Origin of the sequence: Pseudomonas brassicacearum (genome assembly GCF_003732265.1) — a bacterium.
GTDB lineage: Bacteria > Pseudomonadota > Gammaproteobacteria > Pseudomonadales > Pseudomonadaceae > Aquipseudomonas > Aquipseudomonas brassicacearum_D.
The window spans coordinates 133278-151123 of record NZ_MOBK01000005.1 but is presented as its reverse complement, the minus strand read 5'-3'; the positions used below and the strand labels follow the sequence as shown (position 1 = coordinate 151123).

Annotated in this window: 18 protein-coding genes; 11 read left to right on the top strand and 7 right to left on the bottom strand. The window is 60.0% G+C overall.

The window, feature by feature from the left end:
* Window positions 1-211: 211 nt before the first annotated feature.
* Window positions 212-766 carry a tetratricopeptide repeat protein gene (locus BK660_RS11795; protein ID WP_123433439.1) on the top strand — a complete coding sequence of 185 codons (555 nt, stop codon included), beginning with the start codon at window positions 212-214 and terminating at the stop codon, window positions 764-766.
* Window positions 767-933: 167 nt separating this feature from the next.
* On the opposite strand, the gene BK660_RS11790 is transcribed toward BK660_RS11795, so the two are convergent.
* Window positions 934-1263, bottom strand: coding sequence for a DUF1820 family protein (locus tag BK660_RS11790; RefSeq protein ID WP_007894425.1), 330 nt, complete (start codon window positions 1261-1263; stop codon window positions 934-936).
* A gap of 134 nt (window positions 1264-1397) precedes the next feature.
* Between BK660_RS11790 and miaB the strand changes: the two genes are divergently transcribed.
* The 5 genes from miaB (at window position 1398) to lnt (ending at window position 6838) form a co-directional block, all read left to right on the top strand.
* Window positions 1398-2726: a tRNA (N6-isopentenyl adenosine(37)-C2)-methylthiotransferase MiaB gene (miaB, locus tag BK660_RS11785; RefSeq protein ID WP_185045065.1), complete on the top strand. Its 1329-nt coding sequence runs from the start codon at window positions 1398-1400 to the stop codon at window positions 2724-2726.
* 243 nt (window positions 2727-2969) lie between these two features.
* Entirely contained in the window at window positions 2970-3974 is a 1005-nt protein-coding gene (locus tag BK660_RS11780) for a PhoH family protein (protein WP_123433437.1), read from the top strand.
* Window positions 3967-4461, top strand: coding sequence for an rRNA maturation RNase YbeY (gene ybeY, locus BK660_RS11775; RefSeq protein ID WP_123433436.1), 495 nt, complete (start codon window positions 3967-3969; stop codon window positions 4459-4461). The genes BK660_RS11780 and ybeY overlap by 8 nt, the downstream gene beginning before the upstream one ends.
* Before the next feature lie 5 nt (window positions 4462-4466).
* Window positions 4467-5306 carry an HlyC/CorC family transporter gene (locus BK660_RS11770; RefSeq protein ID WP_027924283.1) on the top strand — a complete coding sequence of 280 codons (840 nt, stop codon included), beginning with the start codon at window positions 4467-4469 and terminating at the stop codon, window positions 5304-5306.
* Between the two features lie 8 nt (window positions 5307-5314).
* Window positions 5315-6838 carry an apolipoprotein N-acyltransferase gene (gene lnt / locus BK660_RS11765; protein ID WP_123433435.1) on the top strand — a complete coding sequence of 508 codons (1524 nt, stop codon included), beginning with the start codon at window positions 5315-5317 and terminating at the stop codon, window positions 6836-6838.
* A 135-nt stretch (window positions 6839-6973) separates the two neighbouring features.
* On the opposite strand, the gene BK660_RS11760 is transcribed toward lnt, so the two are convergent.
* Window positions 6974-7735, bottom strand: a complete 762-nt coding sequence (locus BK660_RS11760; RefSeq protein WP_123433434.1) for a YdcF family protein — start codon at window positions 7733-7735, stop codon at window positions 6974-6976.
* Between the two features lie 117 nt (window positions 7736-7852).
* Window positions 7853-8173: a hypothetical protein gene (locus BK660_RS11755; protein ID WP_123433433.1), complete on the bottom strand. Its 321-nt coding sequence runs from the start codon at window positions 8171-8173 to the stop codon at window positions 7853-7855.
* A 279-nt stretch (window positions 8174-8452) separates the two neighbouring features.
* On the opposite strand from BK660_RS11755, the gene leuS reads away from it, so the two are divergent.
* The 5 genes from leuS (at window position 8453) to BK660_RS11725 (ending at window position 14638) form a co-directional block, all read left to right on the top strand.
* On the top strand, window positions 8453-11059 hold the full coding sequence (gene leuS / locus BK660_RS11750) for a leucine--tRNA ligase (protein ID WP_123433432.1): 2607 nt from the start codon (window positions 8453-8455) through the stop codon (window positions 11057-11059).
* Between the two features lie 88 nt (window positions 11060-11147).
* Window positions 11148-11753 (top strand): LPS-assembly lipoprotein LptE, encoded by a 606-nt coding sequence (locus tag BK660_RS11745; RefSeq protein ID WP_123433431.1) that lies wholly within the window; start codon window positions 11148-11150, stop codon window positions 11751-11753.
* A gap of 39 nt (window positions 11754-11792) precedes the next feature.
* Window positions 11793-12830: a DNA polymerase III subunit delta gene (holA, locus tag BK660_RS11740; RefSeq protein ID WP_027924289.1), complete on the top strand. Its 1038-nt coding sequence runs from the start codon at window positions 11793-11795 to the stop codon at window positions 12828-12830.
* Between the two features lie 259 nt (window positions 12831-13089).
* Complete coding sequence (gene arfA / locus BK660_RS11730) at window positions 13090-13254, top strand: alternative ribosome rescue factor ArfA (RefSeq protein ID WP_003176285.1); 165 nt, start codon at window positions 13090-13092, stop codon at window positions 13252-13254.
* A 61-nt stretch (window positions 13255-13315) separates the two neighbouring features.
* Window positions 13316-14638: a lytic murein transglycosylase gene (locus BK660_RS11725; RefSeq protein WP_123433429.1), complete on the top strand. Its 1323-nt coding sequence runs from the start codon at window positions 13316-13318 to the stop codon at window positions 14636-14638.
* A gap of 120 nt (window positions 14639-14758) precedes the next feature.
* Here the strand turns inward: BK660_RS11725 and BK660_RS11720 are convergent, their stop codons facing one another.
* The 4 genes from BK660_RS11720 to BK660_RS11705 all read right to left on the bottom strand — a co-directional run bounded on the left by BK660_RS11720 (window position 14759) and on the right by BK660_RS11705 (window position 17834).
* Window positions 14759-15709: a S66 peptidase family protein gene (locus BK660_RS11720; protein WP_123433428.1), complete on the bottom strand. Its 951-nt coding sequence runs from the start codon at window positions 15707-15709 to the stop codon at window positions 14759-14761.
* Between the two features lie 175 nt (window positions 15710-15884).
* Window positions 15885-16910: a lipoyl synthase gene (lipA, locus tag BK660_RS11715; protein ID WP_027924292.1), complete on the bottom strand. Its 1026-nt coding sequence runs from the start codon at window positions 16908-16910 to the stop codon at window positions 15885-15887.
* A 1-nt stretch (window position 16911) separates the two neighbouring features.
* Window positions 16912-17559 (bottom strand): lipoyl(octanoyl) transferase LipB, encoded by a 648-nt coding sequence (gene lipB, locus BK660_RS11710; RefSeq protein WP_123433427.1) that lies wholly within the window; start codon window positions 17557-17559, stop codon window positions 16912-16914.
* Window positions 17559-17834 (bottom strand): DUF493 domain-containing protein, encoded by a 276-nt coding sequence (locus BK660_RS11705; RefSeq protein ID WP_123433426.1) that lies wholly within the window; start codon window positions 17832-17834, stop codon window positions 17559-17561. Before BK660_RS11705 ends, lipB begins: the two co-directional genes overlap by 1 nt.
* Window positions 17835-17846 lie beyond the last annotated feature (12 nt).

The following is a 17846-nucleotide window of genomic DNA, read 5'->3' as shown; positions in this document are numbered from 1 at the left end:
CGTTGGCGACTGCCAGCGTCAGCTTTTACCTACATTCACACCGTTATTCCTACGCTTCTGCCAAGAATCTCCCGCAAATTGGGCGATATATTCCCCGCGCAGCAGAAAAACGAGTAAAGACTTTGTAAGGTTGGCCCTGCTTATTTCATAATGCGCGCTTATTGGATCCCCTCGATGGGTCCGCGCGCCCTTCAGAGGTAAGTCGATTCCCATGAACCGCACCGGCCGCGCCCTTGCACTGGGCTGCCTGTTGCTCCTTCAGCCCCTGCTCGCGCACGCACAAGCAGGCGGCAACTCGTTGTTAATCCCAGCGATGGGTCGCTGCACCCTCAATACTCAGCCGCAAGACCTGACGCAAGCGCTCGCCGCCTGCCAGAAAGCGTCGGATGAAGGGGATGCGCAAGCGCAATACGAGTTGGGTGAGTTCTACTACGAAGGCAAAAACGCGCCTCGCGACCTCAATCAAGCCCTCAGCTATTTCGAAAAAGCCTCGCTGCAAGGCCACGCCCAGGCGCAATTCAAGCTGGGTACCATGTTCTTTCGAGGCGAAGGCGTTCAGGCCAATAACGTTCAGGCTTACATTCTGCTGAAAATGGCTGCGGTCAACGGCGCTGAAGATGCACTGGACACCGCCGACGAAGTCACCGAGAAAATGCCGCGCGAAGAGCTGGAAGTGGCGACTCAGGTGCTGGGGCAAATCTTTCGTAAATACCTGATGGAGTTGCAGAGTGCGGATGGGCGAACGCCGTTTGCACCATTGCCCTGAATCCAACTCGGCCCCCTGTGGCGAGGGGGCTTGCCCCCGTTCGGTTGCGAAGCAGCCGCAAGTAGGTCAGCGCGGTGAGTCAGTAAGAGTTAATTGAAGTATTAAGGGCCGCTTCGCAGCCCAACGGGGCGATGCGGCGTTCCGACAAGCCCCCTCGCCACAGAGGCTTACTTTTCAGGCATCGGCATCGGAAACGGCATGACATTGCCGACCGCGCCACGGGCTTCGCTGATTTTCGGCGTGCCCAGTCGCTCTACCTCGTCGATGCGCACAATCGAATGCATCGGCACAAAACTGCGCACCACGCCTTCGAACTGAGCCTTGAGCTTCTCTTCGCTCGGATCGACGACCACTTGCGTGCGCTCGCCAAAGACGAACTCTTCCACTTCCAGAAAGCCCCACAGATCACTTTGATAGATCTGCTTGGCATACATTTCGTACACCTGGCCCTGGTTGAGGAAAATCACCTTGTAGATTGGAGCTTCACGTTTGGTCATGGTGGGCGAGCAACACATTTGGGATAAAAATGAGGGCGCGAACTATAGCATAGCCACCGGACGCACAGCGGTAGGAACCTTGGGACATGTTCCCTATAATGCGCGGTTCTTTGAATCACGTGATGACTCTGTCCATGGCCAAGAAGCTTTACATCGAAACCCACGGTTGCCAGATGAACGAGTACGACAGCTCGCGCATGGTCGACTTGCTGGGCGAACACCAGGCCCTGGAAGTCACCGCTCGCGCTGAAGATGCCGACGTGATCCTGCTCAACACCTGCTCCATTCGCGAACGCGCCCAGGACCGGGTGTATTCCCAGCTCGGCCGCTGGCGTGAACTGAAACTCGCCAACCCGGACATGGTAATCGCCGTCGGCGGTTGCGTGGCCAGTCAGGAAGGCGCTGCCATTCGCGATCGCGCACCGTATGTCGACGTGGTCTTCGGCCCGCAGACCCTGCACCGCCTGCCGGAAATGATCGACGCCGCCCGCGCCACCAAGCTGCCGCAAGTCGACGTCTCGTTCCCTGAAATCGAAAAGTTCGACCATTTGCCCGAGCCGCGTATCGACGGCCCGAGCGCGTATGTGTCGGTGATGGAAGGCTGCAGCAAGTACTGCACCTTCTGCGTGGTGCCGTACACCCGCGGTGAAGAAGTCAGCCGCCCGTTCGACGACGTGATTGCCGAGATCATCCACCTGGCCGAAAACGGCGTGCGCGAAGTGACCCTGCTGGGTCAGAACGTCAACGGTTATCGCGGTACCACGCATGACGGTCGCCTCGCCGATCTGGCCGAGCTGATTCGTGTCGTGGCCGCCGTCGATGGCATCGACCGGATTCGCTACACCACGTCGCACCCGCTGGAATTCTCCGACAGCCTGATCCAGGCCCACGCCGATGTGCCGGAACTGGTCAAGCACCTGCACTTGCCGGTGCAGTCGGGTTCGGACCGGATTCTCTCAGCGATGAAGCGCAACCACACCGCGCTGGAATACAAATCCAAACTGCGCAAGCTGCGGGCCGCCGTGCCGGGCATTTGCATCAGTTCGGACTTCATCGTCGGTTTCCCGGGTGAAACCGAGAAAGACTTCGAACAGACCATGAAGTTGATCGAGGACGTCGGTTTCGACTTCTCCTACTCGTTCGTCTACAGCCAGCGTCCGGGCACCCCGGCGGCCGACCTGGCCGATGAGACACCGGAAGCGTTGAAGAAAGAGCGCCTGAACGCCCTGCAACATCGTCTGAACCAGCAAGGTTTCGAAATCAGCCGACAAATGGTCGGTTCGATCCAGCGGATCCTGGTGACCGATTATTCGAAAAAAGACCCCGGCGAGCTGCAAGGCCGGACCGAGAATAATCGTATCGTCAACTTCCGCTGCGACAATCCAACCTTGATTGGCCAGTTCGCCGACGTGCACATCGACGCCGCACAACCGCATTCGCTGCGGGGCACGCTGCTTCAGTAACACTGAATAACCCTGTGGGAGCGAGCCTTGTGGCGAGAGGGCTTGTCGGAACGCCGCATCGCCCCGTTGGACTGCGAAGCGGTCCCAAGTATTTTGCGACTGCTTCGCAGCCGGACGGGGGCAAGCCCCCTCGCCACAGATTAAGTGCCGAAATCCGGCATCTTATTTAAGAGCTTTCGCACCCAGCCCACTGGCGTTATCCTTGATTTCATCTTAATTGCCCCAGGGCGGCTAAATACGACCTTGAACGCACCCATAGAACCGCATCGTTTCATCCTCGAGCCCTTTGAGGCTCGCCGCTTCGCCAATCTGTGCGGGCAATTCGACGAGCATTTGCGCTTGATCGAACAGCGCCTGACCATCGAGATCCGCAACCGCGGAAACCAGTTCGAATTGATCGGCGATCCTAAACACACCACATCTGCGGAAAACCTCCTGCGCCGTCTGTACCGGGAAACCAAGGGTACCGAGCTGTCGCCGGACATGGTTCACCTGTTCCTGCAGGAATCGGCCGTCGAAGAGCTGGACAACGTGTCGCCCTCCGAACCTTCCGTCGCCTTGCGCACCAAAAAAGGCATGATTCGCCCTCGCGGCTTGAATCAGCTGCGCTATGTGAAGGAAATTCTCGGCAATGACATCAACTTCGGCATCGGCCCGGCCGGTACCGGCAAGACGTATCTGGCCGTGGCCTGCGCGGTAGACGCGCTGGAACGCGAGCAGATTCGCCGCATCCTGCTGGTTCGTCCGGCGGTTGAAGCCGGCGAGAAACTCGGTTTCCTGCCCGGCGATTTGTCGCAGAAGATCGACCCGTACCTGCGCCCGCTCTATGACGCGCTCTACGAAATGCTCGGCTTCGAACACGTCGCCAAGCTGATCGAACGCCAGGTCATCGAAGTGGCACCGCTGGCTTACATGCGCGGTCGTACGCTGAACAACAGCTTCATCATTCTCGACGAAAGCCAGAACACCACCGTCGAGCAAATGAAGATGTTCCTGACCCGCATCGGCTTTGGCTCTACCGCGGTCATCACCGGTGACATCACCCAGGTCGACCTGCCGAAAGGCACCAAATCCGGGCTGCACCATGTGATCGAGGTGCTCAAGGACGTGCCGGGCATCAGCTTCACCCATTTCATGCCCAAGGACGTTGTGCGCCATCCACTGGTGCAGCGCATTGTCGAAGCCTACGAGCGCTTCGAAAATCGCGTGACCGAAGAAGCACCAAAGGACAACCGCCGCGATGCTTGAGCTTGATCTGCAACTGGCTACACAAGCGTCCGCCCCCAGCGAAGCCGAGTTCCGCCAATGGTGCGAACTCGCCCTGCGCCAGCGCACTGCCGACTCCGAAATGACCATTCGCCTGGTCGACGAAGCAGAAGGCCGCGAGCTGAATCACACCTGGCGGCAAAAGGATTACGCCACTAACGTTCTGTCGTTCCCCGCCGACGTGCCCGACGAGTTTCTGGATATCCCGCTGCTGGGTGACCTGGTGATCTGCGTGGCCGTGGTCGAGCGTGAGGCCGCCGAACAAGGCAAGGCATTGAAGGCCCATTGGGCTCATCTGGTGATTCACGGCTGCTTGCATCTGCTCGGTTACGACCATATAGATGACGACGAAGCCGAAGAAATGGAAGCACTGGAACGAACGTTGCTTGCAGAGTTGGGCTATCCCGACCCGTATGCGGACGACGAAACCGAAACATCCCCTATCGTTACAACAAAGGATTCAGAGTAATCGCTATGAGCGAAGATCGATCGAGCAACGGGCAGAAGTCTTGGCTGGGTAAGCTCACCCAGGCTTTTGCCCACGAGCCGAAAAACCGTCAGGAGCTGCTGGAGCTCCTGCGCGATGCACACCAGAACAAACTGTTGGACAGCGAAGCGCTGGCCATCGTCGAAGGCGCCATCCAGGTTGCGGACCTGCAAGTACGGGACATCATGGTCCCGCGCTCGCAAATGGTCAGCATCAAGGCGACCCAGACCCCTCGCGAGTTCCTGCCCGCCGTGGTTGACTCTGCCCACTCCCGCTACCCGGTGATCGGCGAAAGCCACGATGACGTGATGGGCGTGTTGCTGGCCAAGGACTTGCTGCCGTTGATCCTCAAGGAGAACGGCGACAGCTTCAACATCAAGGACCTGCTGCGCCCGGCCACTTTCGTGCCCGAGTCCAAGCGCCTGAATGTGCTGCTGCGCGAATTTCGCGCCAACCACAACCACATGGCCATCGTCATTGACGAATACGGCGGCGTGGCTGGCCTGGTGACCATCGAAGACGTGCTGGAACAAATCGTCGGCGACATCGAAGACGAGCACGACGTTGAGGAAGACAGCTACATCAAGCCGCTGCCCAGCGGCGACTTCCTGATCAAGGCCCTGACGCCGATCGAAAACTTCAACGAGTTTTTCGACAGCGAATTCTCCGACGATGAGTTCGATACCGTCGGCGGCCTGGTGATGAGCGCGTTCGGGCACCTGCCGAAACGCAACGAAATCACTGAAATCGGCCCTTATCGCTTCCGCATCCTGAACGCCGACAGCCGTCGGATTCACTTGCTGCGCCTGACGCCCATTGCCCGTTAAGGATTGACATGCTCCGCGTAACCCGCCCCGGCTGGCCCGGTAATTTGCTGGCCGTGGCGGCCGGTGCACTCACCACCCTGGCGCTGGCGCCGTTCGATATCTGGCCGTTGGCGTTGCTGGCGGTCGGTTTCTTTTACGCCGGTTTACGCGAACTGAGCCCACGTCAGGCCTTGGGCCGTGGCTGGTGTTTCGGTTTCGGCCTGTTCGGTGCCGGCACCAGCTGGATCTACTACAGCATTCACAACTTCGGTGGCGCGTCGGTGTTGCTGGCGGGCTTGCTGATGCTGGCGTTCACCGCAGCGATTGCCTGGTTCTTTGCCCTGCCGGCCTGGATTTGGGCGCGCTGGCTCCGTCGCAACGAAGCGCCGCTGGCAGATGCCTTGGCGTTTGCAGCATTGTGGGTCGGCCAGGAAGCGTTTCGTGGCTGGTTCCTCACCGGCTTCCCGTGGCTCTATTCCGGTTACAGCCAGCTTGATGGCCCATTGGCCGGGCTCGCGCCCTTAGGCGGGATGTGGCTGATCTCCTTCACACTCGCGCTCACGGCCGCACTGATCTACAACGCGTTGCGTCTGGTGCGCACCGGGCGTAAAGGGTTTATTACTGCGGGCGCGTTGTTGCTGGTCGGCCCATGGGTGGCCGGCCTGGCCTTGAAAGAACACGCCTGGACCAGTCCGGCGGGCCCAGCGCTCAGCGTTGCGGCGATTCAAGGCAACATTGAACAAAGCATGAAGTGGGACCCGGCGCAGCTCAACGCGCAATTGGAGCTGTACCGCGACATGAGCTTCAGTTCCAAACGCGTCGACCTGCTGATTTGGCCGGAAACCGCCGTGCCGGTGCTCAAGTCGTCCGCCGAGGGCTACCTGACCATGATGGGCAACTTCGCCGCCGAACGTAATTCGGCGCTGATTACCGGCGTGCCGATCCGTCAGGAAGTGCGTCACGAGAAACGCTTCTTCAACGGTATTACGGTCGTCGGTGAAGGCGATGGCACTTACCTCAAGCAGAAACTGGTGCCGTTCGGCGAATACGTGCCGTTGCAGGATGTACTACGCGGGCTGATCGCATTCTTCGACCTGCCGATGTCCGATTTCGCCCGCGGACCGGCCGACCAGCCGATGCTGCAGGCCAAGGGCTATCAGATTGCGCCGTTCATCTGCTACGAAGTGGTCTACCCGGAATTCGCCGCCAGCCTTGCGGCGCGCAGTGATTTGCTGCTGACCATCAGCAACGACACCTGGTTCGGCACCTCCATCGGCCCGTTGCAACATCTGCAAATGGCGCAGATGCGCGCGCTGGAGGCGGGCCGCTGGATGATCCGCGCCACCAACAATGGCGTGTCCGGGCTGATCAACCCGTTTGGCCAGATTACCGCGCAGATCCCGCAATTCGAACGCGGCATCCTCTACGGCGAAGTGGTGCCGATGCACAACCTGACGCCGTACCTGCAATGGCGCTCGTGGCCGCTGATCATCGTTTGCATGCTGTTGTTTGGCTGGGCGCTGATTGCCAGCCGGATGGCAAAAACTGTCTGAAACTGCTGAGCTTTTGTGGCGAGGGAGCTTGCTCCCGCTGGACTGCGCAGCAGTCCCAATCTTTTAAGAATCAGGGGGCCGCTTCGCGACCCAGCGGGAGCAAGCTCCCTCGCCACAGGTTATCGCTCGACAGATTTATCGGTAAAACATCGAATACCCGATCTGCCCCACCGCCTCGTTCATCAATTGCCCGGACTGCCAGATCGACTTGAATTCCGGCATCCAGCCGCCCAGCGGCCGGGCATTGTCCACGCCTAAAAAGCCCACGGGCGCAGGCACCACTTCAAACCCGGCCTTCTGGAAACTCCAGACAGACCGCGGCATGTGCCACGCCTGCGTCACGACCACTACCCGCTTGATGCCCTGAGGCAATAACACTTCGGCACTGAACTGCGCGTTTTCCCACGTCGTGCGGCTACGCCCTTCCTGCCAGCGTACCGCCACGCCGAAATCATCGAGCAGCGAGTCCGCCATCATCTTCGCTTCGGTGGGTGGCGTGCCGTAATGCAGGCCACCGCTGGTCAGAACCGGCAAGCCCGAAGCCTTGGCCAGACGCGCCGCATAACGCTCGCGCTCCAGCCCCACGCCCGTCGGCTGGTCGGCGCCCCACGCCACGTCCCCGCGCTCGCGCCCGGAACCCAACAGCACAATCGCGTCTGCACGCTGGGCCAGCGTCGCCCATTCGTCGCGTGCCAGCGGTGGTTCGCGTTCAAGCGCCTTGGCGCTCCACTGCACCACCACGGGCAAACTCATCAACCAGAAGCCACCGAATCCCAAGACAAAGCACACACTCGCAAGCCTTGGTCTTGAGCGGCGCAACCACCACGCAAGAACCAGCAGCAACAAAAGAAGACCGGGGGGTAACAGGAGTTGTTTCACAAAATATCGAAAAGGCATCGAGCATCTCCAGAGATGCCCGAAGCCTAAGTGGGTTGACGCAATGCGACAACAGATATGGAAGGACTACGCTTCACAAGAGTTAAAAAAGAAGCCGGGCCATGACCTCAAGCGCCCTTACTTGAATTGCAGAGACCGGACCTTTGCCGCGTCCCTGCCAGGTACTTTGTCCTTGAGCCAGATGATTTTGGCCGAACGTGGTGCGTCGAGTTGCTTCACTGCTGCTGACAAGCATCCCTGTGTTTCACGTTCACTGCGATCCAGATAGGCTTTGACCAATTCAAACTCTGCGGGACTAAGGCCGCGCAGCTCCAGCTCCAGGGGACGCTCATCGCGCAGCCGGCCAGCGGTTTTTGCAGCGTCCAGGGCCATTCCCAGACGATCGATCAGTCTTTCGTACAGCTCCGGTTTTGTGGCTTTTTGCTGTGACTCAACCATCCCTCACCTCATTGAAGATAAGACTCGCTCCCCATTTAGAGCTTAGCTTCCATGAACAAACCGGCTGAACACTGCGACCAACGGCCCTCGCAGCCCTTTTTGGGGGACGCGCGAGCGTAATCAGGGTTTCCCTCGGTAGAGTGCGGTCATGTATGCTACGGCGCTTCCTGTAACTCCACTTCCAGCTCGTCTGGGCACCGAAACGCCGATTTGGCGTGATCACCGTCCAGCGTCGCATTGAAGAGGATTAGGCCACCCCTATTCAGTTCAAAAGTAGCCATGCACGAACAATATCAGCCCCGTGAAATCGAAGCCGCCGCCCAGTCGTTCTGGGACGAGCAAAAGTCCTTTGAAGTCAGTGAACAGCCAGGCAAGGAGACTTTCTACTGCCTGTCGATGTTCCCTTACCCCAGCGGCAAGCTACACATGGGGCACGTGCGCAACTACACCATCGGCGACGTGATCTCCCGCTATCAGCGCATGCAAGGCAAGAACGTTCTGCAACCCATGGGTTGGGACGCCTTCGGCATGCCGGCGGAAAACGCCGCGATGAAGAACAACGTAGCGCCCGCCAAGTGGACCTACGAAAACATCGCCTACATGAAAACCCAGCTGCGCAGCCTGGGCCTGGCGGTGGACTGGTCCCGTGAAGTGACCACCTGCAAGCCGGATTACTACCGTTGGGAACAATGGCTGTTCACTCGCCTGTTCGAAAAAGGTGTGATCTACAAGAAAAGCGGCACCGTGAACTGGGACCCGGTCGACCAGACCGTTCTGGCCAACGAACAAGTGATCGACGGTCGCGGCTGGCGTTCCGGCGCGCTGATCGAGAAGCGCGAAATCCCGATGTACTACTTCAAGATCACCGCCTACGCGGATGAGCTTTTGGAGAGCCTCGACGAACTGACTGGCTGGCCTGAACAGGTCAAGACCATGCAGCGCAACTGGATCGGCAAGTCCCGCGGCATGGAAGTGCAGTTTCCGTACAACGTCGATTCCATTGGCGAAGCCGGCGCGCTGAAAGTCTTCACCACCCGTCCGGACACTTTAATGGGAGCGACTTACGTCGCCGTGGCCGCCGAACACCCCTTGGCCACCCTGGCCGCGCAGAACAGTCCTGAGCTGCAAGCGTTCATCGCTGAATGCAAGGGCGGCAGCGTTGCAGAAGCCGACGTCGCCACCCAGGAGAAGAAAGGCCTGCCGACTTCGCTGTTCGTCGAGCACCCGCTGACTGGCGAGAAACTGCCGGTATGGGTCGCCAACTATGTGCTGATGCATTACGGCGATGGCGCGGTCATGGCTGTTCCGGCCCACGACGAACGTGATTTCGAGTTCGCCACCAAGTACAACCTGCCGATCAAGTCCGTGGTGCGCACCAGCTCTGGCGACACCAACCCGGCTCCGTGGCAGGACGCTTATGGCGAGCACGGCACGCTGATCAATTCCGGCGAATTCGACGGCCTCGATTTCGCTGGCGCCTTCGATGCCATCGAAGTCGCACTGATCAGGAAAAACCTCGGCGCCTCGCGCACCCAGTTCCGTCTGCGCGACTGGGGCATCAGCCGCCAGCGCTATTGGGGTTGCCCGATCCCGATCATCCACTGCACGAGCTGCGGTGATGTGCCGGTGCCGGAAGACCAGTTGCCTGTTGTGCTGCCGGAAGACGTCGTACCCGACGGCGCCGGTTCCCCATTGGCACGCATGCCCGAGTTCTACGAGTGCAGCTGCCCGAAATGCGGCCAGCCTGCCAAGCGTGAAACCGACACCATGGACACCTTCGTCGAGTCGTCGTGGTACTACGCCCGTTACGCCTCGCCGCACTATGAAGGCGGCCTGGTGGAAAAATCCGCGGCCGACCACTGGTTGCCGGTGGATCAGTACATCGGCGGCATCGAACACGCCATTCTTCACCTGCTGTACGCGCGCTTCTTCCACAAGCTGATGCGTGACGAAGGCCTGGTGAGCTCCAACGAGCCGTTCAAGAACCTGCTGACCCAAGGCATGGTGATCGCCGAGACTTACTATCGTCGCGAAGCCAATGGCGCCTACACCTGGTTCAACCCGGCTGACGTGGAACTTGAGCGTGACAGCAAAGCCAAGGTCATCAGCGCCAAGTTGATCGCGGACGGCCTGCCGGTGGAAATCGGCGGCACCGAGAAGATGGCCAAATCGAAGAACAACGGCGTTGACCCACAGTCGATGATTGACCAGTTCGGCGCCGACACTTGCCGTCTGTTCATGATGTTCGCCTCGCCACCCGACATGAGCGCGGAATGGTCCGACTCCGGCGTGGAAGGTTCGCACCGCTTCCTCAAGCGCGTCTGGCGCCTGGCTCAAGCCCACGTCACTCAGGGCCTGCCGGGCAAACTGGACGTCGCCGGCTTGAACGACGAGCAGAAAGTCATTCGCCGTTCGATCCACCAGGCCATCAAGCAGGCCAGCCACGACGTCGGCCAGAACCACAAATTCAACACCGCCATCGCCCAGGTGATGACGCTGATGAACGTGCTGGAAAAAGCCCCGCAAGGTACCGAACAGGATCGCGCACTGGTTCAGGAAGGTCTGGAAACCGTGACGCTGCTGCTCGCGCCAATCACCCCGCACATCAGCCACGAGCTGTGGAATCAGTTGGGTCACGCTGACCCGGTGATCGACGCCGCCTGGCCGGTGCTGGACGAGAACGCATTGGTGCAGGACAGCCTGACGCTGGTTATCCAGGTCAATGGCAAGCTGCGCGGCCAGATCGAAATGCCGGCCAGCGCCACACGCGAAGAAATCGAAGCCGCGGCCCGTATCAACGAGAACGTGTTGCGTTTTGTCGACGGCCTGACTATTCGCAAAGTGATCGTCGTGCCCGGGAAACTGGTCAACATCGTCGCCAGCTAATTGGATCAGGCGCCGGGCCATGCCTGGCGCCGAGTAAAACCTTTCGGGCCGCAAGATCGGCCCACATGGTTTCAAGGGGAGCAACAAAATGATCAAACGCAATCTGCTGGTGATGGGCCTTGCGGTCCTGTTGAGCGCCTGCGGTTTCCAGCTGCGCGGCACCGGCACCACTGAACTGGCGATCAAGGAACTCGACCTGAGCGCCCGTAACGCCTACGGCGACACCGTGAAGCAAATGCGTCAGGTGCTGGAAGGCAGTGGCGTCAAGGTCTACACCGGCGCACCTTACAAACTGGTGCTGACTGATGAGCAGGAAAGCCAGCGCATCATCAGCTACGCAGGCGGCGGCCATACTGGCGAGTACCAGATCACCACCGTTCTGAACTACGACATTCGTGGCGCACATGACCTGCCGCTGTTGAGCGACAAGCTCGAAGTGCAGAAAATCTTCATTCACGACGGCAACAACCTGGTGGGTTCCGACCAGGAAGCCGGCACTGCCCGTGCAGATACCCGTCGCGAGCTGATTCAGCGCATGATGCTGCGTCTGCAGCAGATTACCCCGGCTCAACTGGACCAGCTGCAGCAGACCGCCGAAGCCAAGGCCAAGGCTGAAGCCCAGGCACTGGAAGCCGCACAAAAGGCAGAAGCGAATACTCCGCGCCAGTCGCCTGTCCAGATCCCGCAACAGTAAGACTTTCGGGGCGCTCCGGCGCCCCGATGGCCCTCTCTTATGAAACTTGCCCCCGCCCAACTCGGTAAACACCTGCAAGGTGCACTCGCGCCGGTCTACATCATCAGCGGCGATGACCCGTTGCTGTGTCAGGAAGCGGCCGATGCCATTCGTGCCGCTGCCCGTCAACAAGGCTTCGATGAACGACAGGTCTTCGCCGCCGATGCCAGTTTCGACTGGGGCACTTTGTTGCAGGCGGGTGCGAGCATGTCGTTGTTCGCCGAAAAGCGCTTGCTGGAACTGCGCCTGCCCTCCGGCAAACCCGGTGACAAGGGTGCTGCGGCCTTCATCGAATACTGCTCGCGCCCGGCCGAAGACACGATATTGTTGATCAGCCTGCCCAAGCTTGATGGCAGTGCGCAGAAGACCAAGTGGGGCAAGGCGCTGGTCGAAGGTCAGCACACTCAGTTCGTGCAAATCTGGCCGGTGGATGCCAACCAGTTGCCAAGCTGGATCCGCCAGCGTCTGTCTCAGGCCGGGTTGTCGGCCAGCCAGGACGCGGTCGAACTGATTGCAGCCCGGGTCGAAGGCAACCTGCTCGCCGCCGCGCAGGAAATCGAAAAGCTCAAATTGATGGCCGAAGGTGGGCAGATCACCGTCGAAACCGTTCAGGCCGCCGTGGCCGACAGTGCACGTTTCGATGTATTCGGCCTGACCGACGCCATCCTTAATGGCGAAGCGGCCCACGCGCTGCGCATGCTCGAAGGGCTGCGCGGCGAGGGTGTCGAACCTCCGGTCATTCTCTGGGCGCTGGCCCGGGAGCTGCGTCTATTGGCCAACCTGTCGCTGCAATACAGCCAGGGTGTGCCACTGGACAAAGCCTTCAGCTCGGCCCGACCGCCCGTCTGGGACAAGCGCAAACCCCTTATGAGCAAAGCCCTGCAACGTTACTCGGCGCAACGCTGGGCGCAGTTGTTGCTGGAAGCACAGCGCATTGACGCGCAGATCAAAGGGCAAGCAGCGGGTTCGCCATGGATGAGCCTCAGCCGATTGTCACTGTTGATGGCTGGCCAACGCCTGACCCTACCCGCTGAATAACCCGCAGTCTTTGTGGCGAGGGAGCTTGCTCCCGCTGGGTCGCGAAGCGCCCCCAAAACCAGTCACCAACTTACTCAGGTAGACCGTATACAACGGATCTGCGGCTGCTGCGCACCCGAGCGGGAGCAAGCTCCCTCGCCACAAGATAGCGTTCAGCCGGGATAACAGCGAAAGGTCCTACACAATGTGGGGACTAGACAGAAGGCTAACTTCGGCCGATGATTTGCCCCGCAAAACTCACTCACTCGCGAGAATCATCATGAGCAAAAAGCCATCGAAGCATGGCCCGAACAAGGCCAAGTCCATCATCGCCCAGCCACTGTTCCGCAGCCGTCAGGAACGAGCCGGCAAGGGCAAGGGCAGCTACCGCCGCGAAGCCTTCCAGTCTAATAGCTGGGAGGCTTCTTACTTTCTGGCTGCGTAAAGCAGAACACCCCTTCTACATGTTAAGGTCTGTACCTGATTCGTATCTTCTGGACCTGTGCATGCCCCTTAGTCTTTCCCGTCGTTGGCCCGTTCGCCAACTGATCGCTGCCTCCAGCCTCATTTTGCTTGTCGCCTGCGCGGAAAAACCGACCGCCGCCGACGCCCAGCCGCTGCAAACCCTTCCCGTCGCGACAGCCCCTGCGGTCATTCCGCCCGTGGTGCCGACCGGAGAAAATCTCGACATCCAGCCCACCCAGACGTTCGCCGAATGGCAAGCGGGTTTCCGCAAAGACGCGCTGGCGGCCGGTATCCGCGCCGATCTGTTCGACCGCGCCTTTGCCGATGTCAGCTTCGACCCGAGCGTGATCCGGGCCGACCGCAGCCAACCGGAATTTTCCCGTCCGGTATGGGAATACCTCGACGGCGCCCTTTCTCCCCTGCGAGTACGTAAAGGCCAAGCGCTGCTCAGCGAAAACGCGGCCATCCTGCAAAGCATCGAACAGCGTTATGGCGTCGACCGCCAGACGCTCGTGTCGGTGTGGGGCATGGAGAGTAACTTCGGTCAGTTCCAGGGCAGCAAGTCGGTCATCAACTCGCTGGCGACCCTGGCGTACGAAGGCCGGCGCCCGGGCTTTGCCCACGATCAACTGATCGCCGCCCTGCAAATCCTGCAGCAGGGCGACATCACCCCCGAGAAAATGCTCGGCTCTTGGGCCGGCGCCATGGGCCAGACCCAATTCATCCCGACGACTTACAATACCCACGCTGTCGACTTCGATGGTGACGGTCGCCGTGACATCTGGAACAGTTCCGCCGACGCCTTGGCCTCGACCGCGCACTACCTGCAAAGCTCCGGCTGGCAGAAAGGCCAGCCGTGGGGCTTTGAAGTGCAATTGCCGGGCAGTTTCAACTACGTTCTGGCCGATGGCACGATTCGCAAAAGCGTCGCCGAATGGCTGCAACTGGGCGTTTCGATGCCCGCTGGCGCTCGGGTTCCTCCAGGCTCGGAACACCTCTCCGCAGCCCTGCTGCTGCCGGCCGGCTATCGTGGTCCGGCATTCCTGGTGCTCGACAACTTCCGCGCGATCCTTAAGTACAACAACTCGTCGTCCTATGCGTTGGCGGTGAGTCTGTTGTCCGAACGCTTCAATGGTGGGGGGCTGATCAGCGGCACCTGGCCGAAAGATGATTTGCCGTTGAGCCGCACCGAGCGCATGGAACTGCAAAGCCTGTTGAGTGCCCAGAACTACGACGCGGGCACCCCGGATGGGATTATCGGCGCCAACACCCGCAAAGCGATCCGCAGCGCACAGCAGTCGTTTGGCTGGCCGGCGGATGGGTATCCGACGCACAAGTTGCTGGAAAGTTTGCGTAACCGCTAGTTAGCCGTATGGCTGATGTCGCCTTCGCGAGCAAGCTCGCTCCCACAGGTTTTGTGTCGTTCGCAGAACCAATGTGGGAGCGAGCCTTCTCGCGAAGACTGACTACCAGGCGACGAAATCCTAGCGCCTGACCACCACATCCTGCTCCAACAGCAACTCCTTCTTCCCCGCATCCAATCGAACCAAAGCCCCCATCGGCAATGTCAGGTTCGGATCACAATGCCCGCTGCGCCACCCGGCCAGCACCGGAATCCGCAACGGCTCGAAGGTCTGCTTGAGCAACCGTTCCAGCGCGCCCGCATCAACCCCCGCCACATCCCCCACCAGAACCCCACGCAGCTTGCCCAGCGCGCCAGCAAGCCGCAGATGGGTCAGGAGCCGGTCAATGCGATACAGCGGCTCGTTGACGTCCTCGATCAACAGGATCACGCCCTCGGCTTCCAATTCGTAGGGCGTGCCCATGGTCGCGGCAATCATGGACAGGTTGCCGCCCAGCAAACGCCCGTGAGCGATGCCTGGCTCGATCGTGGTCAACGGCAAGGCCACCGGGTGGGAAATGACGCTACCGGCCTTCACCTGGCCCCTGAGCATGTTGAAAAACGATGACTCGGTAGGCTTCTGCTTGTCGCCCAGCAAATCGGCATTGAGCAGCGGACCATGGAACGTCACGAAACCGGCATAACGACTGATCGCCAGGTGCAGCGCCGTGATGTCGCTGTAGCCGATGAACGGCTTGGCGTTGTTTTGCAGCAGTTCGAAATCGATACGGTCGAGCAACCGCGGTGTGCCATAACCACCGCGCAGGCAAATGATGGCATCCACCTCGGGATCCGCGAACGCCGCATGCAGATCATTGAGCCGCACCTCGTCACTGCCGGCCAGATAACCGTCCTGCTCATACACTCCGGGAAACACCCGCAGCGCATAGCCGCGAGCGCGCATCCAGGCGATAGCCTTGTCGGTGTCCAGGCCGGCGGGGCCGGCGGGTGCAATCACGCCGATCAACCCTTCCAACGGCAAGGCCGGAACAGGTTTATGCGGATACAGCGTGTGGGTCGGTCGAACGGTCATCCATGAATCTCCCTGCGCGAAAATCTTCAACACACAGTAGTCAGGAACGGGGACAAACAGAAGAGGCTCAGTCGCCCGCAAGTTGCAGGAAAAAACACTGGCTGGCGTAGGCCAGGCAAAAAAACGCCCGCAGAGCCTGAAAAGCCATGCGGGCGCCTTTTATGTCATAGCCAGATTACAAGGACGATATCAGCTCGGCTTTAACCAGCTTCGCTTGCTCGTCGGCGTGGTACGAGGAGCGTACCAGCGGGCCCGACGCGACGTTCTTGAAGCCCATCTTGTAACCTTCCTCAGCGAACCAAGCGAAGGTGTCCGGGTGCACGAAACGCTGCACTGGCAAGTGGCTGCGGGACGGTTGCAGGTACTGACCGAGGGTCAGCATGTCGATGTCGTGTTCGCGCATGCGCTTCATGACTTCGATGACTTCTTCGTCGGTTTCGCCCAGGCCCAGCATCAGGCCGGACTTGGTTGGAATGTGCGGCATCATCTGCTTGAAGCGTTGCAACAGGGTCAGCGACCACTGGTAATCCGAACCCGGACGCGCAGCCTTGTACAGGCGCGGCACGGTTTCCAGATTGTGGTTGAACACATCTGGCGGCTCGGCGGCGGTGATTTCCAGTGCTACGTCCATACGGCCACGGTAATCCGGGACCAGGGTTTCGAGCTGTACGTTTGGCGACAGCTTGCGGATCTCGCGGATGCAGTCGGCAAAGTGCTGGGCACCGCCGTCACGCAGGTCATCGCGGTCAACCGAGGTGATCACCACGTACTTGAGTTTCAGGTCGGCGATGGCGATGGCCAGGCTTTGCGGCTCGTTGACATCCAGTGGTTTCGGACGGCCGTGGCCGACGTCGCAGAACGGGCAGCGACGGGTGCAGATGTCGCCCATGATCATGAACGTCGCGGTACCGCCGGAGAAGCACTCGCCCAGGTTCGGGCAGGACGCTTCTTCGCACACGCTGTGCAGCTTGTGTTTGCGCAGCAGGGCCTTGATGCGGTCGACTTCCGGGGACACCGGGATGCGCACGCGAATCCAGTCGGGTTTCTTCGGCAGTTCGGTGGTCGGAATGATCTTCACCGGGATACGTGCAACCTTCTCGGCGCCGCGCAGCTTGACGCCGGCTTCAACCTTGGCACGCGGGGCCGGACGCTCAGTGACATCGAGCGTCGGGATCATGGTTTGCACTGCATCAGTAGTCATATCAGTCGATTCCGCCCGTTAGGGTCGTCTGCTCAGCATAGTCGAGGTGTTTGACGAGCTGCGCGCGCAGCCGGGCACTTACCTCGGCAAATTCAATCGGTCCTGCGTGATCGCTCAGCTGGGTCATCGCCAGCCCGGCGTAGCCGCAGGGATTAATCCGTCGAAACGGTTCCAGGTTCATGTCCACGTTCAGGGCCAGGCCATGAAAGGAACAACCGTGGCGGATCCGCAGACCCAGGGACGCGATTTTCGCCCCGTTGACGTAGACACCCGGTGCGTCCGGCTTGGCGGCGGCAGTAACGCCGTAACTCGCCAGCAGTTCGATCAGGCACAGTTCCATGCGGGTGACCAGGTCACGCACACCAAACCCAAGTTTGCGTACGTCCAGCAGCAGATAAGCCACCAGTTGGCCGGGCCCGTGATAAGTCACCTGCCCGCCTCGGTCGACCTGCACCACCGGAATATCTCCCGGCAGCAACAAATGCTCGGCCTTGCCGGCCTGCCCCTGGGTGAACACCGGCGGGTGCTCGACCAGCCAGATCTCGTCGGCGGCCTCGGTGCCGCGTTCGTTGGTGAAGCGTTGCATGGCATGCCAGACCGGCTCGTAAGCCATCTGGCCGAGCTCACGAAAGCCCAGCGTGCCAGACATCACAACACCATGTGCACGAAGCCGGTAGCCCGCAGTTCGCTGTTGATGTTGTACAGCTGGTCCTGGTCGGTGGCGACGATGTGCAACTGAATGGTGGTGTATTTGCCGTTGCTGCTTTGGCGTTCGTCTACACGCTCATCATTGATTTCTGCGTGTTTCCTGACGATGTCGATGATCTTGTCCTTATTCCCCACGCCGGTGTCGCTGATCACCTTAACCGGGTAATCATTGGCAGGGAATTCGATCTTTGGCGCCTTTACTTCGGTATCGGTCATGGCGTAACGGCC

Bases quoted from the DNA above. Each gene is read 5' to 3' on its own strand.
- BK660_RS11755 (WP_123433433.1), bottom strand. From the start codon at position 8,173: ATGGTTGAGTCACAGCAAAAAGCCACAAAACCGGAGCTGTACGAAAGA.
- BK660_RS11760 (WP_123433434.1), bottom strand. From the start codon at position 7,735: ATGCCTTTTCGATATTTTGTGAAACAACTCCTGTTACCCCCCGGTCTT.
- lipA (WP_027924292.1), bottom strand. From the start codon at position 16,910: ATGACTACTGATGCAGTGCAAACCATGATCCCGACGCTCGATGTCACT.
- BK660_RS11725 (WP_123433429.1), top strand. From the start codon at position 13,316: ATGCCCCTTAGTCTTTCCCGTCGTTGGCCCGTTCGCCAACTGATCGCT.
- lipB (WP_123433427.1), bottom strand. From the start codon at position 17,559: ATGTCTGGCACGCTGGGCTTTCGTGAGCTCGGCCAGATGGCTTACGAG.
- miaB (WP_185045065.1), top strand. From the start codon at position 1,398: ATGGCCAAGAAGCTTTACATCGAAACCCACGGTTGCCAGATGAACGAG.
- arfA (WP_003176285.1), top strand. From the start codon at position 13,090: ATGAGCAAAAAGCCATCGAAGCATGGCCCGAACAAGGCCAAGTCCATC.
- ybeY (WP_123433436.1), top strand. From the start codon at position 3,967: ATGCTTGAGCTTGATCTGCAACTGGCTACACAAGCGTCCGCCCCCAGC.
- lnt (WP_123433435.1), top strand. From the start codon at position 5,315: ATGCTCCGCGTAACCCGCCCCGGCTGGCCCGGTAATTTGCTGGCCGTG.
- BK660_RS11720 (WP_123433428.1), bottom strand. From the start codon at position 15,709: ATGACCGTTCGACCGACCCACACGCTGTATCCGCATAAACCTGTTCCG.
- BK660_RS11770 (WP_027924283.1), top strand. From the start codon at position 4,467: ATGAGCGAAGATCGATCGAGCAACGGGCAGAAGTCTTGGCTGGGTAAG.
- BK660_RS11790 (WP_007894425.1), bottom strand. From the start codon at position 1,263: ATGACCAAACGTGAAGCTCCAATCTACAAGGTGATTTTCCTCAACCAG.
- BK660_RS11705 (WP_123433426.1), bottom strand. From the start codon at position 17,834: ATGACCGATACCGAAGTAAAGGCGCCAAAGATCGAATTCCCTGCCAAT.
- BK660_RS11745 (WP_123433431.1), top strand. From the start codon at position 11,148: ATGATCAAACGCAATCTGCTGGTGATGGGCCTTGCGGTCCTGTTGAGC.
- BK660_RS11795 (WP_123433439.1), top strand. From the start codon at position 212: ATGAACCGCACCGGCCGCGCCCTTGCACTGGGCTGCCTGTTGCTCCTT.
- holA (WP_027924289.1), top strand. From the start codon at position 11,793: ATGAAACTTGCCCCCGCCCAACTCGGTAAACACCTGCAAGGTGCACTC.
- leuS (WP_123433432.1), top strand. From the start codon at position 8,453: ATGCACGAACAATATCAGCCCCGTGAAATCGAAGCCGCCGCCCAGTCG.